Source organism: Sphingomonas sp. UYP23 (assembly GCF_054059235.1).
This window is the reverse complement of record NZ_JBSSBX010000002.1, coordinates 171,674-188,890: the sequence shown is the minus strand read 5'-3', so window position 1 is coordinate 188,890 and position 17,217 is coordinate 171,674. Positions and strand designations below refer to the sequence as shown.

The window sequence follows — 17,217 nt, the reverse complement described above, 5'->3', positions numbered from 1 at the left end:
TAGGGCGTTTCGCTATTTCGAACAGGTACGCACCATGTCGATGACTCCTCCGGCCCCATCAGAATGGCTACCGGAAACTGAAGATTTCCAATTCGGAGATGATTGGTCGGGAACGCGGTTCGCCTTGGTCACTGCGGTCGGCGTCTGGCTAATCTATCTCGCGCTCGCGCTGGTCCGGTGCATCGTTTATGGATTCTCCAATCCAATGTGGTTGATGCAGCGCCACGCCCTGACTGCGCTCTGCGCAGTAGCGATGGCCGGGCTCCTCCATATCGTCCTGCACAGGTTAGAGAACCGAGAGATGCGCGTGCGCCTCCTCGCGGCGGCAGTTCTATCCATTCCTCCGGCCGCCATATTGTCCGTCTTCAACTACAACGCCATGTACGTCTTCGCTCCGCCGGCCTACATACACGACATGGGCTTGGACTTGCGCGTCGGGCTGCTTGGCGAAGTACTGCATTCCAGCATCGAGAATTACTTCGTCTTCGCCGCATGGGCAGTTCTCTGGACCGCTGTAAGCCATGCAGTCGGTACGCGCGACTTACTTCGCCGCATGGCAGCCACCCAAGCATTTGCGCGGGCAGCTGAGCTGCGAGCGCTACGCCTGCAACTCGACCCTCACTTCCTCTTCAACGCCCTGAACAGTGTGTCGGGGCTTATCGTAGCGGGTCGGCCAGACGAGGCCGACCGGGCGGTAGAAGCGCTGTCGGCATTTTTGCGGGCGACGCTCGCGACTAATGCTGAAGCTGACGTGCCGCTGGATGATGAGATCCACTTGCAACGACTTTACCTCGCGGTAGAAAAGATCCGGTTCGGCAGTCGCCTGCACGTCGTCTTTGATATTCCCGACTCATTGTTAAAGGCGATAGTCCCGGCTTTGATCCTTCAGCCTCTGGTCGAGAACAGCATCCGCCATGCGGTAGCGCGGACGTCGCGTACGGTAACGGTTTCGATCACTGCGCGTGAGGAAAACAAGCTTCTTCGCCTTGTCGTAGAGGACGATGGGCCGGGAGGCGGCAAACCCGGGCTTGGCGTTGGCCTGACAAATGTACTCGCCCGCCTCGACGTGCATTACCTTGGTGTAGCAAACCTTCAACATTACCGGACGGACCACGCCACAACCCGGACTGTCGTCGAATTACCGCTATCCTCGCGCCTGCCACCCGAGGCTCTATCCGACGCAGTCGATGCCATCGATACGCGATGTTGAGCGTGGACAACCTGCGTATACCAGCGGACGTGAGGGTGCATCTGGTCGGCGGGCTGCGTTAGGCATGACTTCACTTAGGACCTTGATCGTCGATGACGAGCCCCTGGCCCGATTACGTCTCCGGACGTTGTGCGACGCCATGCCAGACCAAGCGGTGATCATCGGCGAAGTTGGCGATGGTCGAGAAGCCATGGCTCGGATCGAGGTAGAACAGCCCGACCTTCTTCTGCTCGACATCGCCATGCCGGATTTGAATGGCATGGAACTCGCTCAGATGCTCGCGCAGTCGGCTTCATCTCCAACGATTATCTTCTGTACGGCCTATCCCGCCCATGCGCTTGAAGCTTTCGAAGTGTCAGCAGCCGATTACCTTCTGAAACCGATCGAGCGGGAGCGGTTGTCTCAAGCCTTTCAGAAAGCGGCATTGCTCAGAGCAGGTACCCAGCCAATAAGCCCGGCGAAGCGGCCGTGGCTCGACCACCTTTGGGTTCCCAACCGCGATGGCATGATCCGGATCGAGCTAGGTGACGTCGAGCGGATCGAGGCTGATGGCGATTACGTACGGTTGTCCACGGCCCGGGAAAGCCACCTCCTTCACGAAGCTATCAATCGCCTTGAAGAGCGGCTCGACCCTGCTCGCTTCGTGCGCGTCCGCCGCTCGGTCATGGTCCGCGTAGACCTGCTAAAAGCGGTGGTCCATCTCGGCGGAGGGACTTGGAACGTCCTACTTGCCGACGATACGCGGATACGTGTCGGTCCAACGTACTGGAAGATGCTCAAAGGGCGCCTGAGATGGTGATGTGTCATAATGAAGTATCCTCCATCTTCCGCCTCATTGTAATTAGGCCCATGGACGAACGAAGTGGACGATCACGCCAAAGTAGACCTGCCAACCGTTCCCAAAAGGATCGAGAAGTGGGAATGCGCGCGGTTATGTATCTAGTGGTTATCGCCTGACAGTTGAGTCCGATTAGGGATTCCCGTCGCCGTTTTGCCGTGCGAGTCATCGGGGATGCGAAGTGGTATAATCATCGACCTTGCGTCGGCGGACCGAGAGCGTCTCGAGCGGATCTGCAAGGATCGTAACGCGCCCCAAAAGCACGTCTGGCGCGCCAAGATCGTGCTTTTGAGCGCCGAGGGGATCGGCACCAGCGAGATCATGCGGCGGACGGCCACATCGAAGACATGCGTGTGGCGCTGGCAGGAGCGGTTCATGCAGGAAGGGGTGGAGGGGCTGCTGCGCGACAAGACCCGTCCGTCGCGCATCCCTCCCCTAACCGCGGAGGTTGTCGCATGGGTAGCGAGCCGGACGCATGAGGCGCCGCCGGGTGAGACGACCCATTGGACAGCCTCGCTGATGGCCCGCGAAGCCGACATCAGCGCCAGTTCGGTTCACCGGATCTGGCGCGCCCACGGCCTCCAGCCTCACCGCGTTCGGCAGTTCAAGCTGTCCAATGATCCCGAGTTTATCGACAAGCTTCGCGATGTCGTGGGCCTTTATGTCGCGCCGCCCGCCCACGCGATCGTCCTGTCGTTCGACGAGAAGAGCCAGATCCAGGCCCTCGACCGATCCCAGCCCGGCCTGCCGCTGAAAAAGGGGCGGGCCGGCACCATGACCCATGATTACAAGCGCAACGGCACCACTACGCTCTTTGCCGCGCTCAACATCCTCGACGGGACCGTGATCGGCCGCAACATGCAACGGCACCGCCACCAGGAATTCATCCGCTTTCTCAATCTGATCGAAGCGCGCGTGCCCGCCGGCAAGGCGATCCATGTGATCCTCGACAATTACGCCGCTCACAAGCACCCCAAGGTTCGCGAGTGGCTCGACCGCCACCCGCGCTTCACCTTCCACTTTACGCCTACGTCCTGTTCCTGGCTCAATGCCGTCGAGGGCTTCTTCGCCAGGCTGACCAACCGTCGACTCAAACGCGGCGTGTTTCATTCGCTCGTCGACCTTCAGGCCGCCATCAACCGCTTCCTGGTCGAGCACAACGAAAGCTCAAAGCCCTTCGTCTGGACCGCCGACCCCGATAAAATCATCGCCGCCGTCAGACGCGGGCACCAAGTGTTAGATTCGGACCACTAGCCATTCAACGCGTTGCAGCTGTGCTCGCAGCTTTGACACCATTATGCGGCAGGCCATCGATGAAGGCCAGGACTCTTGGTGCAACGAGATCAGCCATTTCGGTATGCGGATAGTGGCCCGCGCCATCGACGATCATCGTCTCCGCCTTCAACTTGCCGGCGAGCATGCGCGCTTCTTCCATCGCGTCGACGAAATCGGGGTCCTTGGTGCCCATCACCACGAGGGTTGGCACCTTGGTCTGTTCGAGGATCGCCGCGGTATCGGCCTTCGACAGAGCGAGCATCGCCAGGAGAGCGTCCATCCGGCCGGGCTCGCGCAGGTTCCGCGTGATCGCGGCCTTGACCTCGGCTTGATCGGCGGGCTTGTGGGTCGGGAAAAGGCTGTTCCAATACATCATCCAGAAAGCGATTTTCCAGGGTCCGCCCAATCCGATCTTCAGCGACAGCTTCTGGACGAACGACGCTTCGAGATCGCGGACGATCGGCCCTAGTAGGACGACGCCGTTGACCTGTTCAGGCGAATCCTGCGCCACCCAGAGCGCCGAGCCTGCAGCGAACGAGTTGCCAAGAATGGTCGCCGGACCGGCATCGAGATGCTTCAGGACCGCAACCGCGTCGCGGCCGACGGCCCGCGCGGAATAGTCGCTCCACTTCGCCGACGTCTCCCCAAAGCCACGCGCATCGATCGTGATCACCCGATAGCCCGCCTGCTGCAGGAACGGGCGGATCAGGCGATATTCGGAGCGCAGGTCGCCCATTCCAGGAATGGCAAGGATGGCAGGACCGGTACCGCCCGTGTCTTCAAAAGCGACGCGGCCGCCTTCGGTTGTGATAAACCGGGTCTGCGTGCTGGCGACGTCCATGATCTGCTCTTTCTTCACCGTTCGGATCACCGCCTCGACCGCGATCCCGTTGTTGACGTTTTCCAATTAGCCGTTCTATTTTTGCATCGTAATTATCGATTATCGGATCAGGTCATTTCAAAACTGAATAGTCTTGATTGGACGCTGCTGCGCTCTTTCCTCGCCGTCGTTGAAGGTGGCTCACTTTCCGCCGCGGCGAAGCGTATTGGCACGACCCAGCCCACATTGAGCCGACACGTTCGGGAACTGGAGACGGTCCTCGGAGTCATCCTGTTCACCCGTTCGGCACAAGGGCTCGACCCGACCGATGCAGCCTTGGGCTTGATCGAGGATGCCCGTGCCATGGGCACAGCGGCTGAGGCGTTGAATCTTAAAGCGCAGGGTCGCTCTCAACAGCTGTTCGGGACCGTCAGGATCACCGCGTCGGTCATCGTCGCCAATCTAATGTTGCCACCAATTCTGGCTGCCTTGCGACAGGCGGAGCCGAGCATCCAGGTCGAGATCGTCGCCTCGGACGTCAACCAGAACCTGCTTCGTCGCGATGCCGACATCGCGATCCGCATGGCCGATCCAACGCAGAACGCGCTCATCGCCCGCAAATTGGGGGATACGCCCCTGGGTCTGTTCGCGACGCGCGGCTATTTCGATCGCAAAGGTCGCGTCGTCGCGCGCGAAGACCTTCGCCACCACGATTTCATCGGTCTCGATCGCAGCGACTTCCTGATCCGCGCTTTTGCCGGGCACATCATTCCCCGGGCGCGCGAAGACTTCGCGCTTCGAACCGATGACGCGATGCTGGCCTGGAACCTGCTGCTCGCAGGCGCAGGCATCGCGATTACCCAGCTCGTCCTGGCGAACCGGCATACCGATCTTGAACAGGTAGACGCTGGAATCGCGCTGGGCGCGTTTCCGGTCTGGCTGGTGATGAGTGAAGAGGTCCGCAGCAATGCCCGAATTCGGCGCGTGGCGGACTTCCTATCGTCTGCCCTCACGGACCTACTGCGCGGCGCTACATACGACGCACTATCGCCAGACGATATCACAACCGGCTAGTAACCCCGCCCGATGCCGATGTTACTTCGCAGGTTTGAAAGTGTCAGAACTCCGGTTCGAAATGTCCGGTCTCAGGACCGGCACCGCTTTGGCTATGAACTATGAACGCTCAGGCCGTGCTGACCTTCCCGATTGGGATCCAGACCGTCCGAAAACGGTCGTTATGGATTCCGCTGCCTGCTGGAGCGGTGTAGCCTGCGCGCATGGCATACATCGAGGGTCACGCGCGCGATTAAGCGCTGCTGCTGCCGCCATCGGTCGGGGATTATGTGGGGCCGGACAACCCGGTACGGTTCATCGACGCGTGCGTGGATGACCTCGATCTGGGGGGCGCTGGCTTCGTACGGGCGCAACCGAAGGCGACGGGGCGGCCCGGTTACGATCCGGCCGACATGCTCAAGCTGTACCTGTACGGCTACCTCAACCGGGTACGGTCGCGCCGGCGCCTGGCGGCGGAAGCGGCCCGCAATCTCGAGTTGATCTGGCTGCTGCGCGGGGTGCGGCCGGACTTCCGGACCATCGCCGACTTCCGGCGCGACAACCGGGCCGCGTTCAAGGCGCTGTTCCGCGCGTTCGTGATGCTGTGCCGCAAGCTCGACCTGTTCGGGCGCGAACTGCTGGCAGTGGACGGCACGCGCCTGAATGCAGTGAACAGCCGGTCGCGCTACTTCAGCCGCGAGCGGCTGGCAACGTATCTCACCTCGGCCGACGCGCGACTGGAGCGGTATCTGGCCGAACTGGACCAGATCGACCGGGGCGAAGATGGTGCCGGCACCGGCCGAGCCGACGCGTTGGCGACGAAGATCGCTAAACTGCGCGAGCAGCGTGAGGCCAGCTTGGCGCTGCTCGGTCAGCTGGAGGAAAGCGGCGACGGGCAGATTTCACTTACAGATCCCGACGCGCGCGCGATGGTCGCTCATGGCAAAGTGACCATCGGCTACGACGCGCAAGTGGCGGTCGATGCAAAGCACAGCCTGATCGTCGAGCAGCATGTCACCAACGCCTGCAACGACATGGGCCTGCTAGCGCCCACCGCCGGTGCGGCAAAGGAGTTGCTCGGCGTTGAGCGGATCGATGCGGTCGCCGATATGGGCTACCACAAGGGCGAGGATATCGAGGCGTGCGAGGCGGCCGGCATCACGCTGTACATTCCCCGGCCGCGCCGGGGCATCAACGTCCGCAACGGCCTCTTTCCCAAAGAGTGGTTTCGCTACGATCCAGCAGCCGACGCCTATCACTGCCCTGCCGGGAAGATACTCGACACCCGCTACAACTCGGTGACGCGCGGGCATGTAACGATCCAGTATTCCAATCCTACCGCCTGCACCGGCTGCCAGATGAAGGCGCTGTGCAACAAGGGACGTTGGCGGCGCGTCAACCGCTGGGAGAAGGAAGAGATCATCGAGCGCATGGCCGAGCGCCTCGCGAAGCGCCCAGACCTCCTCGTCATCCGCCGGTCCACGGTCGAACACCCGTTCGGCACGATAAAACAGTCCATGAACCAGGGCGCGTTCCTGATGCGCGGGCTGGAGAAGGTCCGCGCCGAGTTCAGCCTGACGGCACTCGCCTACAATCTCAGGCGCGCTATCACCCTCATCGATGTCCCGGGGCTGATCCGGGCGGTGCAGACATGATCCAGCCCGCCATGTTTGCCGTCACGACGCCGAATATCGCCTTGCGACAGCCTATTCGGCCTCATCAGAGCATAAAACCCGAAAGGGCTAGTCCTTCAGCCATTTCACAGCAGGGCGATCGTACATACCTCGATCACGGGCGAGTTTTCGGACGGTCTGGATCCTTTGGGGGAACAAGGTGGGCAAAGATCAGCCGTCAAATGTGACCTTGCTTCCCTAGCTTTGCACGCGCTGCCATGCGGTGCATCAATCGCGATCCGCGCTCGCCGTTTTAGTCTCAGGGCGTCACTTGCGTCAGGCAGCCATGTGTTCCCACCAACCACGATCGCGCGACTGGCGCTCGCAGATAACGACGGCCGAGATCACCGGATAGGCGCGGTTGTCCATCGGATACTCTGGAATAGCATCATGCCGTGCTATCATGCCGGCGCGCCCCCGCTCAGAAGCAGGTGCTGCCCGCTCACATAATCCGCCAGATCGCTGGCGAGATACTCCGCCGCGTCAGCGGTGTCCTTCAAGGTTCCCATGCGGCGCATCGGATTGGCGTCGATCAGCCTTTGAACCTCGGGACGCGGACCGTCGGTCGAAACACCGGCGCCTTCGGTCGCGCTAGGAAGGATCGAGTTGACGGTGACACCACGCTGCCCGATCTCCTTGGCGAGCACCTCCACGAAGAAACGCGGGGCCATCTTGCTGCTGCCGTAAAGCGCATGGCCCGGCATTGGAAAGGCGGTAGTGCTCGATCCCACCAAGATGATCCGGCCACCGTCCGCGATGTCGCGCGCGGCGCGTTGCATAGTGAAGATTGCGCCCTTGGTGTTGACGGAGAACAGCCGATCGAAATCCGCCTCGTCGAAAGCGGTTGCGGCGCGCCCGACCAGCTCGATGCCGGCATTGGCGACCACAATGTCGAGACGGCCAAACATCTGCATGGCCACGTCGAACAGTCGGTCGATTTCGGCTACCTTCGACACATCGGCACGAACCGCGATGGCCTTGCGGCCTTGCCCTTCGATGCGGGCGACCAGTTCGCCGGCCGCCTGTTCGCTCCCAGCATAGTTCACGACGATGTGCGCCCCGAGTGCCGCGTATCGCTCCGCGATCGCGCGGCCCAGGCCGCGAGCCGAGCCGGTGATCAGCGCAACCTTGCCGGTAAGATCAGTCATGGGAAGCCCTTCCAGCCCATCGCCCGCAAAAGGCGATGGGCCCGAGTTGAAGATCAGAGGTTCATGCCGCCCGACGCTTCGATGCGCTGACCGGTAACCCAGCGGGCGTCATCGGACAGAAGCGATGCTACAAGCGGACCGATGTCGTCCGGCACACCGGGCCGTCCGAGCGCCGTTATTGAGGAAACATGCTTGTTGACCGCCGGATTGTCGCGCACCACGCCGCCGCTGAAGTCGGTCTGGATGGCACCGGGAGCCACAGAATTGACGGTGATCCCGCGCGGTCCCAGCTCTTTCGCCATGTAATGCGTGAACACCTCGATAGCGCCCTTGAGCGAGGCATAAGGAATCGTATCGGGCGTGGTGAAGCGGGTCAGGCCCGTCGAGATGTTCACAATCCTGCCGCCGTCGTTGAGAAGCGGCAGCAACTTCTGCGTGAGAAACACCACGCCCTTAAAATTCACAGCGTAAAGGCGATCGAGTACCTCCTCGCTCAGTTCGGTGAACTTGGTGTGGTCGGAGATGCCGGCGTTGTTGATGAGATAGTCGAAGCGGTCAGCACCCAGCCTGGCCAGCGCCTCGCGAACCTGTCCGACGAATGCGTCGAAGGAACCCACGGTTCCGGTGTCAAGCTGCAATGCGACGGCCTTGGCACCTGCTTCTTCGACAGCGGCGACGACCTTGAACGCCTCGGCCTCGGCAGAGTTATAAGTGAAGATGCTGTCGACGCCACGTTTTGCGAGGGCAAGCACCGTACTGCGTCCCAGCCCGCGACTGCCACCGGTTACGATCGCTATCCGCTTTGTGTCTGTCATGATTGAACTCCTTCCTGGAGTGATATAGGCGCCTCATTACCCTTGGATAATACGGTAATATCAGTACATGCTGTACGGATTAATGAACAATGGTTGCTGACCTTTCTGCCGTGCGGGCATTCGTCGCGGTCGCGACCGCTGGCGGATTTCGCGATGCCGCGCTGGCATCCGGCATCAGCGCGTCAAGCCTGAGCGGCGCTGTAAAGCGACTGGAAAGCCAATTGGGGCTGCGCCTTCTCAACCGGACGACGCGGAGCGTTGTTACGACGGACGCGGGCGCTCATTTGCTAGAGCGGCTACAGGCCGCACTGGCCGACATGGAAGCGGCACTCGATCGTGCTAACGACCATCGCGAAACGCCAACCGGCACCCTGCGGCTAAACGTGCCGGTCAACGTGGCGCGCTTGGTGCTGCCTCGCATCCTGCCCGGCTTCCTTCAGGCCTATCCTGGCATTCGGGTCGAGGTCGCGGCCGAGCATGATGTCGTGGACATCCTGGCTGCCGGTTGCGACGCCGGTATCCGCTACGACGAGCGCCTGACCAAAAACATGGTTTCGGTGCCGATCGGCCCGCGTATGCAGCGGTTCGCCACTGCAGCGTCACCCGCCTACGTTGCTACGCGTGGCCTGCCACGGCATCCCAATGATCTTCTCGACCACGCCTGTCTGCCCGGCCGGTTCGCCAACGGGGCGCTGGCGACATGGGAGTTCGAGCGCGAAGACGAAATCATCCGGATCGAACCAGCGGGACCCTTGGCGATTGATGTCAACGCCATCGATCTTGCCGTCTCCGCCGCGATCGATGGCTGCGGCATCGTCCACCTTTTCGAGGATTGGTTGCGCCCGGCAATTGAACACGGCCTGCTCGAGCCGGTGCTGGAACCTTGGTGGCAGAGCTTTACCGGGCCTTTTTTGTACTATCACGGACGAGACCATGTGCCGTCGCCATTGAAGGCGTTCGTAGGTCACGTGCAGCAGCACCGGTGGTGAGTTGGATTCCCAAAAGGATCGAGGATTGGGAAAGCGCGCTTCTTAAAACCCTTCACGGGAATGGGAAATGGGACGCGATCGGTGTCAATCACGCGCTACATTCCGTCGCTGTCGGTATCAAAACCGTTCGGGGCTGTTGAAAAGGCCGGGAGCTTCGCCCAGCTCTTTTCCTTGGGATGGACATATGATGTCGAATTGCGGCGCTGTTGAAAACGACAAAGCGGGGGCGCAGTGTTGACGCCATGTCCAGAGCTGTTGCCGAGCCATCTATCATCCAGTTGCAATGTCTGCTGGCTGTCGTTGACACGGGCTCGTTCGCCGCGGCCGGTCGTCGGATCGGGCTGACAACGTCTGGCGTTTCGAAGACTATTTCGCGGCTCGAGACCGGGCAAGGCGTACGCCTTTTGCATCGATCGACGCACAGCCTCGCTTTGACCGAAGCAGGCGAGCAGATCATCGATGCCGCGCGGGTTGCAGCGCGAGGGATCGAACAACTCAGGGCCGCGATGGCCGAAGCGGCCGAGGACGGGGCACGCGGTCGCGTACGGGTTACTGCCCCCGTCGCGTTCGTCCGCAGGCGGCTGACCCCATTGTTGGCCGAGTTCAGTGCGAACCATCCAACCACGCTCCTCGACGTTCGAGCCAGTGACGAAATGGTAAATCTGGCTGAAGAGGCGGTCGATCTCGCCTTGCGGGCGGGTGAACTGGTAGGGGTGCCAGGCCATCTCCAGCAGCCGTGGTTCAACTTCGAGTGGGCCGCTTGCGCCTCGCCGGATTATATCGCGAGGCGAGGAATACCAGCCACGCCTGCGGAGCTCGACGATCACCACCTGATCGGCTTCCGCAACACCAGGACGGGGCTGGTGGAGCCTTGGTGGTTTGCATCGCCGTCCGAGCCGGGGGCGGTGGAACGTGTGAGCTTCACACCCAGGATCGTCTTTGACGATGCCGAGGGGGTGTGGAGAGCGGCAACGCTTGGGTTTGGCATAGCCTGGGTGCCGACATGGCTCGCCGCCGAAGAGCTGGCTCAAGGCGCAATCATTGAAGTGCTACGGGAATGGCGGGGCAAGCGCAGCCCCATGTCCATCGTACGTCGCGACAGTCTCCATACTCCGACCCGCACGAAGGCTCTCATTTCGTTTCTCAAAGGAAAAGCGGCCTCATTCGACTAGGTATAGGAGCGCGTCCATTCTCAAGCCGAGGAAGCCGCAATGTTGACCATGTGTCAACACTGCCTTTCACCCGAATGACCCTAGTTTTGCGCGAGCCCAAGGCGATATCAAACGCACAACGATGAAGTCCTTGATGGCGGCGCTCGCCAGCGAAGCAATCGATATCGTTGACCTAGTCTCACGGAATGCCTGGTCCTCGCGGCCAAGCGCGCCGTTCGGCTTTTAGCAGGAAACGGGCACCATGACTGGATATCTCATCAACAGGTTCGACATCGTCGATCGCGACATGTTCAACCAGTATGTCGCCGCGGTGATGCCGATAATATCGGATCACCACGGCGAAGTCGTTCTTGGAAACGATTCCCCTCGTTCGCTTGAAGGGTCAAGCCCCAGAATGAACGTCGTAATCGCCTTTCCTACCGAGGCGGCGGCAATGGCCTTCTACGACAGCCCGGAATACCAGCCGGTCAAGCAGCTCCGGTTGAACAGCACGACCAACGGAAGTGCAATCGTCGCTCCTGCCGGTGTCAATCTGAGCAGCTAAAGCACCTCGCTCCAGCTGAGATGGTGCCCCGCACGAGTGACATCTTAGGTTCCTCGACGGTGGCCCTGCTCGGCCGCGGAACGCGAGCGTTCCGCCATCTTGCACTTCATGCCGGCAGGCCGGCGAACAAGGTAACATTTCCATGATTAGCCCCAATCATCTCAACGCGTACCTCGAAGCTATGGGCAGGCGCGACGTCGAAGGGACGAAAGCCCATATGGCTGACGATGTCGTCATCCACAGCCCGATCGTTCCGGCTCCCTTTCACGGGGCTTTGTTGCAAAACTGATGGCGGGGATTCACGCAGGGAATCGAGCGGTATAGATAGGCGTAATGCCCAAACCTGCCGCACCTGTGTATCGTACGACGAACTGGCCTGAGTATAATGCGGCGCTGAAGCGGCGTGGGTCGCTGGAAATATGGTTTGATCCGGAGATGCACTGGCTTTCGAAGCCGTGTGGTCGCCCTGGTCGCCCGATGCGGTTTTCAGACAGCGCGATAGAGCTGTGCCTGACGCTGAAGACGCTGTTCAACCTGCCTTTGCGGCAAGTGACGGGGTTGGTTTCGAGCCTGATCAAAATGGCGGGGCTGGATTGGTCGGTGCCGGATTATACGACGCTGTGCCGACGGCAGAAGACGTTGAAGGTCAACCTCGGCGGGCGGATCAGCTCGGGCGGACTGCACCTGCTGGTCGACAGCACCGGGATCAAAATGACGGGAGAAGGCGAGTGGAAGACGCGCAAACACGGACCGTCCTACCGTCGCCAGTGGCGCAAGGTGCATCTCGGGATTGATGCTGGGACGCTGGATATCCGGGCCATTGAGGTCACGACGAATGCCATTGGTGACGCACCGACGCTGCCCGTTCTCCTGGCGCAAATTCCCGGAGACGAGCGGATACTCAGCGTCGGCGGAGATGGCGCTTATGATACCAGGGACTGCCATGCCGCTATTGCCGGGCGCGGTGCCGATGCGGTCATCCCGGTCCGCCGCAACGGGCAACCATGGGCAGAAGGCGGTCCCGGCGTCGATGCACGCAATGGAGCGCTACGCGCGACAAAGCGGCTTGGTCGCGCAATCTGGAAAAAGTGGAGCGGCTATCATCGCCGCAGTCTGGTCGAGACCAAAATGCACTGCTTCAAACTCCTGGGCCAGCGCGTTGTCGCCCGCACCTTCGATCGTCAGATTACCGAGCTCAAAGTCCGTGCTGCAATTCTCAATCGGTTCTCCGAAATAGGAACGCCGGTGACCGTCCGCATCCAATAACATCTTCAAGTAAAACGTCGGTCATGCTCTCGCGTAATTATGCAACAAAGCCCTTTCACGGTAAGGAGAAGGTAGCGGGCGTGCTCGATGCGCTACTCAGCACGGTCGATAGCTTCGAGCCGAAACTCCTCCTACGCGATGGCGCAGATTTCGTCGCTGTGTTTACGATCAGGCTCGGCGATCATGTGATCGACGGCATGGATCACATGCATTTGAACGATGAGGGTCTTGTCGACAGCATGACGGTCGCGTGGCGTCCGCTTCCGGCGATCGTCGCGGTACAACAGAAACTTGCTCCGAAGCTCGGCGGAGCGGCGATGAAGCTCGTTGCTGCCGATCAATCTTCCTGAGGTCCGATGAAAGCACTGAACGAGAAACGCGCAATACGGGCAGCCTGGACGATCAGATGAACGATGACCGCTTGCCGGCAACCGGGACGTGCTTTGGTAGTTGAGGAAGCCGACCTACCGGCTCCGACTGCGGTCGTCGCGCCCACGCTCGCGCTCGGCCTTCTCAAATGGGATGGTATTCAGGTACATCAGGGTTAAGGCCAGTTATCTGGCTAAGGCCCGTTTAAGCCCATAGTGGGCTGCGAAACCTTGCCGTCCTCCTCACAGAGCAGCCAGAGCGGCCGCCATGACCCGCGCTAAGGTCTTGATCGCCGGCCGGTCAAAGCGCTGCCCGATCACAACCAAGCGCCAATAGACCGGACCGATCAGAACGGCGACAGCGAGGCGCCGGTCCAGGTCGGGTTTCAGCTCGCCCCTTTCCACGGCGCGGTCGAGCAGGGCCGCGACCTTCTTTTCCCAAACGGCGTCGGCCGGGCGCATGGCGGCCGCGAGGGTGGGTTCGCGCGCAACGGCGGCGTAGAGGTCCGGCATGATGCGAAGCACGAGAGGAACGCGCAACAATAGGCTCGCGACGAGCAGCAGAGCCTTGAGGTCAGCCTCCAGCGAGCCCCGATCACCCACGTCCAAGATCGCGGGAAGCTGGCGCCCGAGTTGTGCGACCAGATCGTGGGCCATGTCGGCTTTGGACCGCCAACGCCGATAAAGGGCCGCCTTTCCGACCCCAGCCTTGCGTGCCACCGCGTCGAGGCTCAGCGCACTGTAGCCGACACGCGCCCATTCTTCAAAGAAGGTGCGGGTTAGTGCGTCGGTGATCTGCGGGCGCTTCACTGCCGCACCAGTCAGCCATTTGCCTCTAGGGGTCGCGACGGAACTGTTGTGTTCCGTCGAGCCGCCGGTTATATCGTCAAGACGATCTCGTTCCATCGAAGGATGACCTAGCCTATGGAAGTCAGCGCGCCAATCGCATCGACGTCGTCGCCCCCCACGAGCGATGATCGGGTGGTGATGGTGGTCGGGGCGACGGGCTCGCTCGGCGGCCATATCGTTGAAGCACTGCTCGCGCGTGGGGTGCGGGTGAGGCCAATGGTGCGCGCCACAAGCGACCGCTCGCGGCTTGAAGCGCTGGGGATTACCGACTTCGTGGTCGCCGACCTGAATGACCCCGCGTCGCTTCGAAGGGCGCTCGTCGCCGAGCCACGTGCGGCGGCCGTCATCGCCAGCGCGGCAGGCTTCTCCTCCCATTCCGCCAAGACCAGGGGCGACAACTCCAAGGCCGACACCGAGGGCTATCGGGACCTGATCGACGCGACGCGCGCCGCCGGGGTGTCGCGGTTCATCCTGATCTCCATCCTTGGCTGCGACCGAGCGCCTGGCGTTCCCCACTTCCGCGAGAAGTTCCAGGCGGAGCAGCACCTTGCGACGGTGAGCCAACCCTATTTGGCACTGCGCGCGGGCGCCTTTCTTGACCGGTCGAGGGACATTGTACCGGCGAGCATCCGGAAAGGTGTGTTTCCTGATATGCTGCCGGGCGTGCCAATGGCGCTGCTCTACTCCCGCGATCTTGCGCGCTATGCGGTCCAAGCGGCGCTGGACCTTCCGGAATCCGCTCTAAACCAGAGTGTCGACATCGGCTCGGACGTACCAGCCACGGGGACCGCCGTGGCGCAGGCCTTCGCCGAGGTGCTGGGGCGACCGATCCGGGCCAAGCCGGTCTTCCCGCCCTCCTTGTTCGCTATTCTGTCGCTGGCAGCGTTGTTCGTGCCGCGCCTGAGAGAACAGCTTGCCGTCCTGAGGTGGCTGCGGAAGGGCGGTTATGTCAGCCGGGACCCACAGAGGCAGAAGCAGCTGTTCGGAGATTTACCGTCAATAAAGGAAATTGTGTCCCGCTACTGCCAAGATAAAATATGGTCCATTTAGCTCTCTGCTTTTCGGGGTCAGCGACTTTCCCGAAAAGGAATATGTAGCGAGAAGGCTGGCAAAATCGGTCTTTTGATGCACCCAAGAGAGCTATTTTCTCGAAATCTGTTCCAGATTGAGTTTCTCAAATCAACCTGTTTTACATGGGAAAACGGGAATGTTTAGTCACGGCAGATGGCTGGTTACGGAAAGGTGAGCCGATCTACTGAACGGTTCGGGCGATTCCTGCCGTGGCCGTCAAACGCTGGTATGAAGGTCAGCGTCATAGTGTCCGACAGCGCACGGTTCTAATGAGTTGCCGGACAATATCGGCGGGCGACGGGTTCACGGACACGTTCTGTTCGCTCCTAGCGTACGCAAAACTCACTTTCGTGTCGTGACCCCATATAGTTGCGCCAAAGTGATGAACTAACTTGCCATCATGTCCTTGAATCAAGGGATGGCGACACCATACTGTAAAACTCGTCAGACCGTCCGAAAACTCCGGGATGGCCATGCTATAGGCGCGCGGCTGGCCTGGAGGGCGCGTGAGGCAGGATTTTTGGATTGGACCGCTCATCGACGGGTCAAATCCCTCATATTGGGCATCGTCAGCGCGATATTCTCTTGAGAAATGGATGTCCGGCCTTTTCAGGCCTGCACGGCGCGTAGCAGGGCCGAAATGCCGAGGATGTTGATGGCTCGCCGCAGGTTGTAGGCGAGCGCCGTCAGGCTGAACTCGGCGTTGACGCTGGCGAGCCCGCGCATGAGGAACGCACCCTGGTTCATCCACTGTTTGATTGATCCAAACGGGTGCTCGACCGTCTCGCGTCGCTTGTCGAGAATATCGGGCCGCGCGACAAGTCGTTCGGCCATGCGTTCAAGCACAGCCTCGTTTTCCCAGCGATCAATAGTTCGCCGGGAGCTGAAGTGCATTGCGGCTTTAGGGAGCAGGTTTGGCAGGCCCGCATATTGGTATAGCGGATGGAGATATGCTCGTCCTTGCGGGTGCGGGTATAAGGATCAAGGCGATCACCACTCGGGCAGACGTAACAGTCGGCCTCCGGGTCGTAGTGAAACTCGGTCCTGTTGAAATAGCCGCTTGCAACCGCCGAGCCGCGCTGCGGCCGCGCGACATAGGGCACGACGCCGATATCCTCGCAGGCAGCAATGTCCTCGCCCTTGTAGTAGCCCTTGTCAGCGACTGCATCGATACGTTCGACGCCCAGCTCACGCGCGGCACCGGCTGTCTGGGCCAGGAATCCAAGGTCGCTGCCCGAATTGGTGACGTTCTGCTCGACGATCAGCTTGTATCGGGCATCGACCGCGACCTGTGCGTTGTAGCCCACCCCGACCTTGGGGTGCATCGCCATCCCCCGGGCATCAGGGTCGGTAAGTGACAGCTGGCTCTCACCGCTGGCGACCAGTTCGGTGAGCATCGCCTGGTGCAGCTCACGCCGTGTTCGCACCCGCGCGAGCTTCGCCTCGAGCGTGGCCGCACGGCGCGCCGCGCCTGGCACTTCGATTTCCGCGCGGTCGGCCCGATCAAGCCGTCCCAAATACTCTTCGATCCGCTCGTCGGCGAGCTTGATCCATCCGGCCAGCTTTTGCTGCGTGAAGTTGCGCTTGCGGCTGTTCACCGCCTTGAGGCGCGTGCCGTCCACGGCAACCAGTTCCCGCCCGAACAGATCGAGCTTGCGGCACAGCAGCACGAATGCGCGAAACAGCGGCTTGAATGCTGCCCGGTTCACGCGCCGAAAATCCGCGATCGTGCGAAAGTCGGGACGCAGGCCGCCCAGCAGCCAGATCACTTCGAGATTGCGCCCGGCTTCCGCCGCCAGGCATCGGCTTGAGCGGACCCTATTGAGATAGCCATAGAGATAAAGCTTCAGCAGATCCGCGGGATCGTAGCCGGGTCGGCCCGTCGCCTTTGGCCGAAAGCGGTCAAAGCCCAGTTCCCCCAGATCCAGATCGTCGACAAAGGCCGCGATGAAACGCACCGCGTTGTCTGCCGCCACATAGTCATCGACCGAGGCTGGCAGCAGCAGCATTTGATCGCGCGATTGACGTTCGATGTAGCCCATGCCCGATCATACCGGATACGAAACCTGACGGGAATCCATCAGGCAGTTTTCGGACGGTCTGTCGTGTTTCCGATTGCGGCCAAT

18 protein-coding genes are annotated in these 17,217 nt (G+C 61.0%); 11 read left to right on the top strand and 7 right to left on the bottom strand.

Annotation, left to right across the window (positions count from 1 at the left end):
• Nucleotides 1-34 precede the first annotated feature (34 nt).
• From ACVWYO_RS23900 to ACVWYO_RS23890, 3 genes are all read left to right on the top strand, one after another.
• Nucleotides 35-1,210: a sensor histidine kinase gene (locus tag ACVWYO_RS23900; protein ID WP_457355453.1), complete on the top strand. Its 1,176-nt coding sequence runs from the start codon at nt 35-37 to the stop codon at nt 1,208-1,210.
• Nucleotides 1,211-1,292: 82 nt separating this feature from the next.
• Nucleotides 1,293-2,009, top strand: coding sequence for a LytTR family DNA-binding domain-containing protein (locus tag ACVWYO_RS23895; RefSeq protein WP_457355451.1), 717 nt, complete (start codon nt 1,293-1,295; stop codon nt 2,007-2,009).
• A gap of 213 nt (nt 2,010-2,222) precedes the next feature.
• A complete protein-coding gene (locus ACVWYO_RS23890) occupies nt 2,223-3,302 on the top strand; it encodes an IS630 family transposase (protein WP_457354733.1) in 1,080 nt (359 codons plus the stop codon).
• A gap of 4 nt (nt 3,303-3,306) precedes the next feature.
• On the opposite strand, the gene ACVWYO_RS23885 is transcribed toward ACVWYO_RS23890, so the two are convergent.
• Complete coding sequence (locus tag ACVWYO_RS23885) at nt 3,307-4,230, bottom strand: alpha/beta fold hydrolase (RefSeq protein ID WP_457355449.1); 924 nt, start codon at nt 4,228-4,230, stop codon at nt 3,307-3,309.
• A 15-nt stretch (nt 4,231-4,245) separates the two neighbouring features.
• Between ACVWYO_RS23885 and ACVWYO_RS23880 the strand changes: the two genes are divergently transcribed.
• Nucleotides 4,246-5,217 carry a LysR family transcriptional regulator gene (locus ACVWYO_RS23880; RefSeq protein WP_457355447.1) on the top strand — a complete coding sequence of 324 codons (972 nt, stop codon included), beginning with the start codon at nt 4,246-4,248 and terminating at the stop codon, nt 5,215-5,217.
• A 239-nt stretch (nt 5,218-5,456) separates the two neighbouring features.
• Complete coding sequence (locus tag ACVWYO_RS23875; RefSeq protein WP_457355591.1) at nt 5,457-6,851, top strand: IS1182 family transposase; 1,395 nt, start codon at nt 5,457-5,459, stop codon at nt 6,849-6,851.
• Between the two features lie 419 nt (nt 6,852-7,270).
• Here the strand turns inward: ACVWYO_RS23875 and ACVWYO_RS23870 are convergent, their stop codons facing one another.
• Nucleotides 7,271-8,017, bottom strand: a complete 747-nt coding sequence (locus tag ACVWYO_RS23870) for an SDR family oxidoreductase (RefSeq protein WP_457355445.1) — start codon at nt 8,015-8,017, stop codon at nt 7,271-7,273.
• 53 nt (nt 8,018-8,070) lie between these two features.
• A complete protein-coding gene (locus tag ACVWYO_RS23865) occupies nt 8,071-8,832 on the bottom strand; it encodes an SDR family NAD(P)-dependent oxidoreductase (protein WP_457355443.1) in 762 nt (253 codons plus the stop codon).
• A gap of 89 nt (nt 8,833-8,921) precedes the next feature.
• Here ACVWYO_RS23865 and ACVWYO_RS23860 point away from each other — a divergent pair, with 89 nt between their 5' ends.
• From ACVWYO_RS23860 to ACVWYO_RS23850, 3 genes are all read left to right on the top strand, one after another.
• Nucleotides 8,922-9,821 (top strand): LysR family transcriptional regulator, encoded by a 900-nt coding sequence (locus tag ACVWYO_RS23860; RefSeq protein WP_457355441.1) that lies wholly within the window; start codon nt 8,922-8,924, stop codon nt 9,819-9,821.
• A gap of 206 nt (nt 9,822-10,027) precedes the next feature.
• Entirely contained in the window at nt 10,028-10,993 is a 966-nt protein-coding gene (locus tag ACVWYO_RS23855) for a LysR family transcriptional regulator (RefSeq protein ID WP_457355439.1), read from the top strand.
• 241 nt (nt 10,994-11,234) lie between these two features.
• Nucleotides 11,235-11,537 (top strand): DUF1330 domain-containing protein, encoded by a 303-nt coding sequence (locus ACVWYO_RS23850; RefSeq protein ID WP_457355437.1) that lies wholly within the window; start codon nt 11,235-11,237, stop codon nt 11,535-11,537.
• A gap of 106 nt (nt 11,538-11,643) precedes the next feature.
• Here ACVWYO_RS23850 and ACVWYO_RS23845 read toward each other — a convergent pair whose 3' ends face one another.
• Entirely contained in the window at nt 11,644-11,778 is a 135-nt protein-coding gene (locus tag ACVWYO_RS23845; protein ID WP_457355435.1) for a hypothetical protein, read from the bottom strand.
• Nucleotides 11,779-11,870: 92 nt separating this feature from the next.
• Between ACVWYO_RS23845 and ACVWYO_RS23840 the strand changes: the two genes are divergently transcribed.
• Nucleotides 11,871-12,803 carry an IS5 family transposase gene (locus ACVWYO_RS23840; RefSeq protein WP_457348219.1) on the top strand — a complete coding sequence of 311 codons (933 nt, stop codon included), beginning with the start codon at nt 11,871-11,873 and terminating at the stop codon, nt 12,801-12,803.
• 80 nt (nt 12,804-12,883) lie between these two features.
• A complete protein-coding gene (locus ACVWYO_RS23835) occupies nt 12,884-13,153 on the top strand; it encodes a hypothetical protein (RefSeq protein WP_457355433.1) in 270 nt (89 codons plus the stop codon).
• Nucleotides 13,154-13,414: 261 nt separating this feature from the next.
• Here ACVWYO_RS23835 and ACVWYO_RS23830 read toward each other — a convergent pair whose 3' ends face one another.
• The gene (locus tag ACVWYO_RS23830; RefSeq protein ID WP_457355430.1) at nt 13,415-14,077 is read right to left on the bottom strand and encodes a TetR/AcrR family transcriptional regulator; all 663 of its coding nucleotides are present in this window, start codon (nt 14,075-14,077) and stop codon (nt 13,415-13,417) included.
• Nucleotides 14,078-14,095: 18 nt separating this feature from the next.
• Between ACVWYO_RS23830 and ACVWYO_RS23825 the strand changes: the two genes are divergently transcribed.
• Nucleotides 14,096-15,070 carry an SDR family oxidoreductase gene (locus ACVWYO_RS23825; protein WP_457355428.1) on the top strand — a complete coding sequence of 325 codons (975 nt, stop codon included), beginning with the start codon at nt 14,096-14,098 and terminating at the stop codon, nt 15,068-15,070.
• Between the two features lie 630 nt (nt 15,071-15,700).
• On the opposite strand, the gene ACVWYO_RS23820 is transcribed toward ACVWYO_RS23825, so the two are convergent.
• The gene (locus ACVWYO_RS23820; protein WP_457355426.1) at nt 15,701-15,925 is read right to left on the bottom strand and encodes a transposase; all 225 of its coding nucleotides are present in this window, start codon (nt 15,923-15,925) and stop codon (nt 15,701-15,703) included.
• Nucleotides 15,835-17,133 (bottom strand): IS1182 family transposase, encoded by a 1,299-nt coding sequence (locus tag ACVWYO_RS23815; protein ID WP_457355424.1) that lies wholly within the window; start codon nt 17,131-17,133, stop codon nt 15,835-15,837. Before ACVWYO_RS23815 ends, ACVWYO_RS23820 begins: the two co-directional genes overlap by 91 nt.
• Nucleotides 17,134-17,217: the final 84 nt, after the last annotated feature.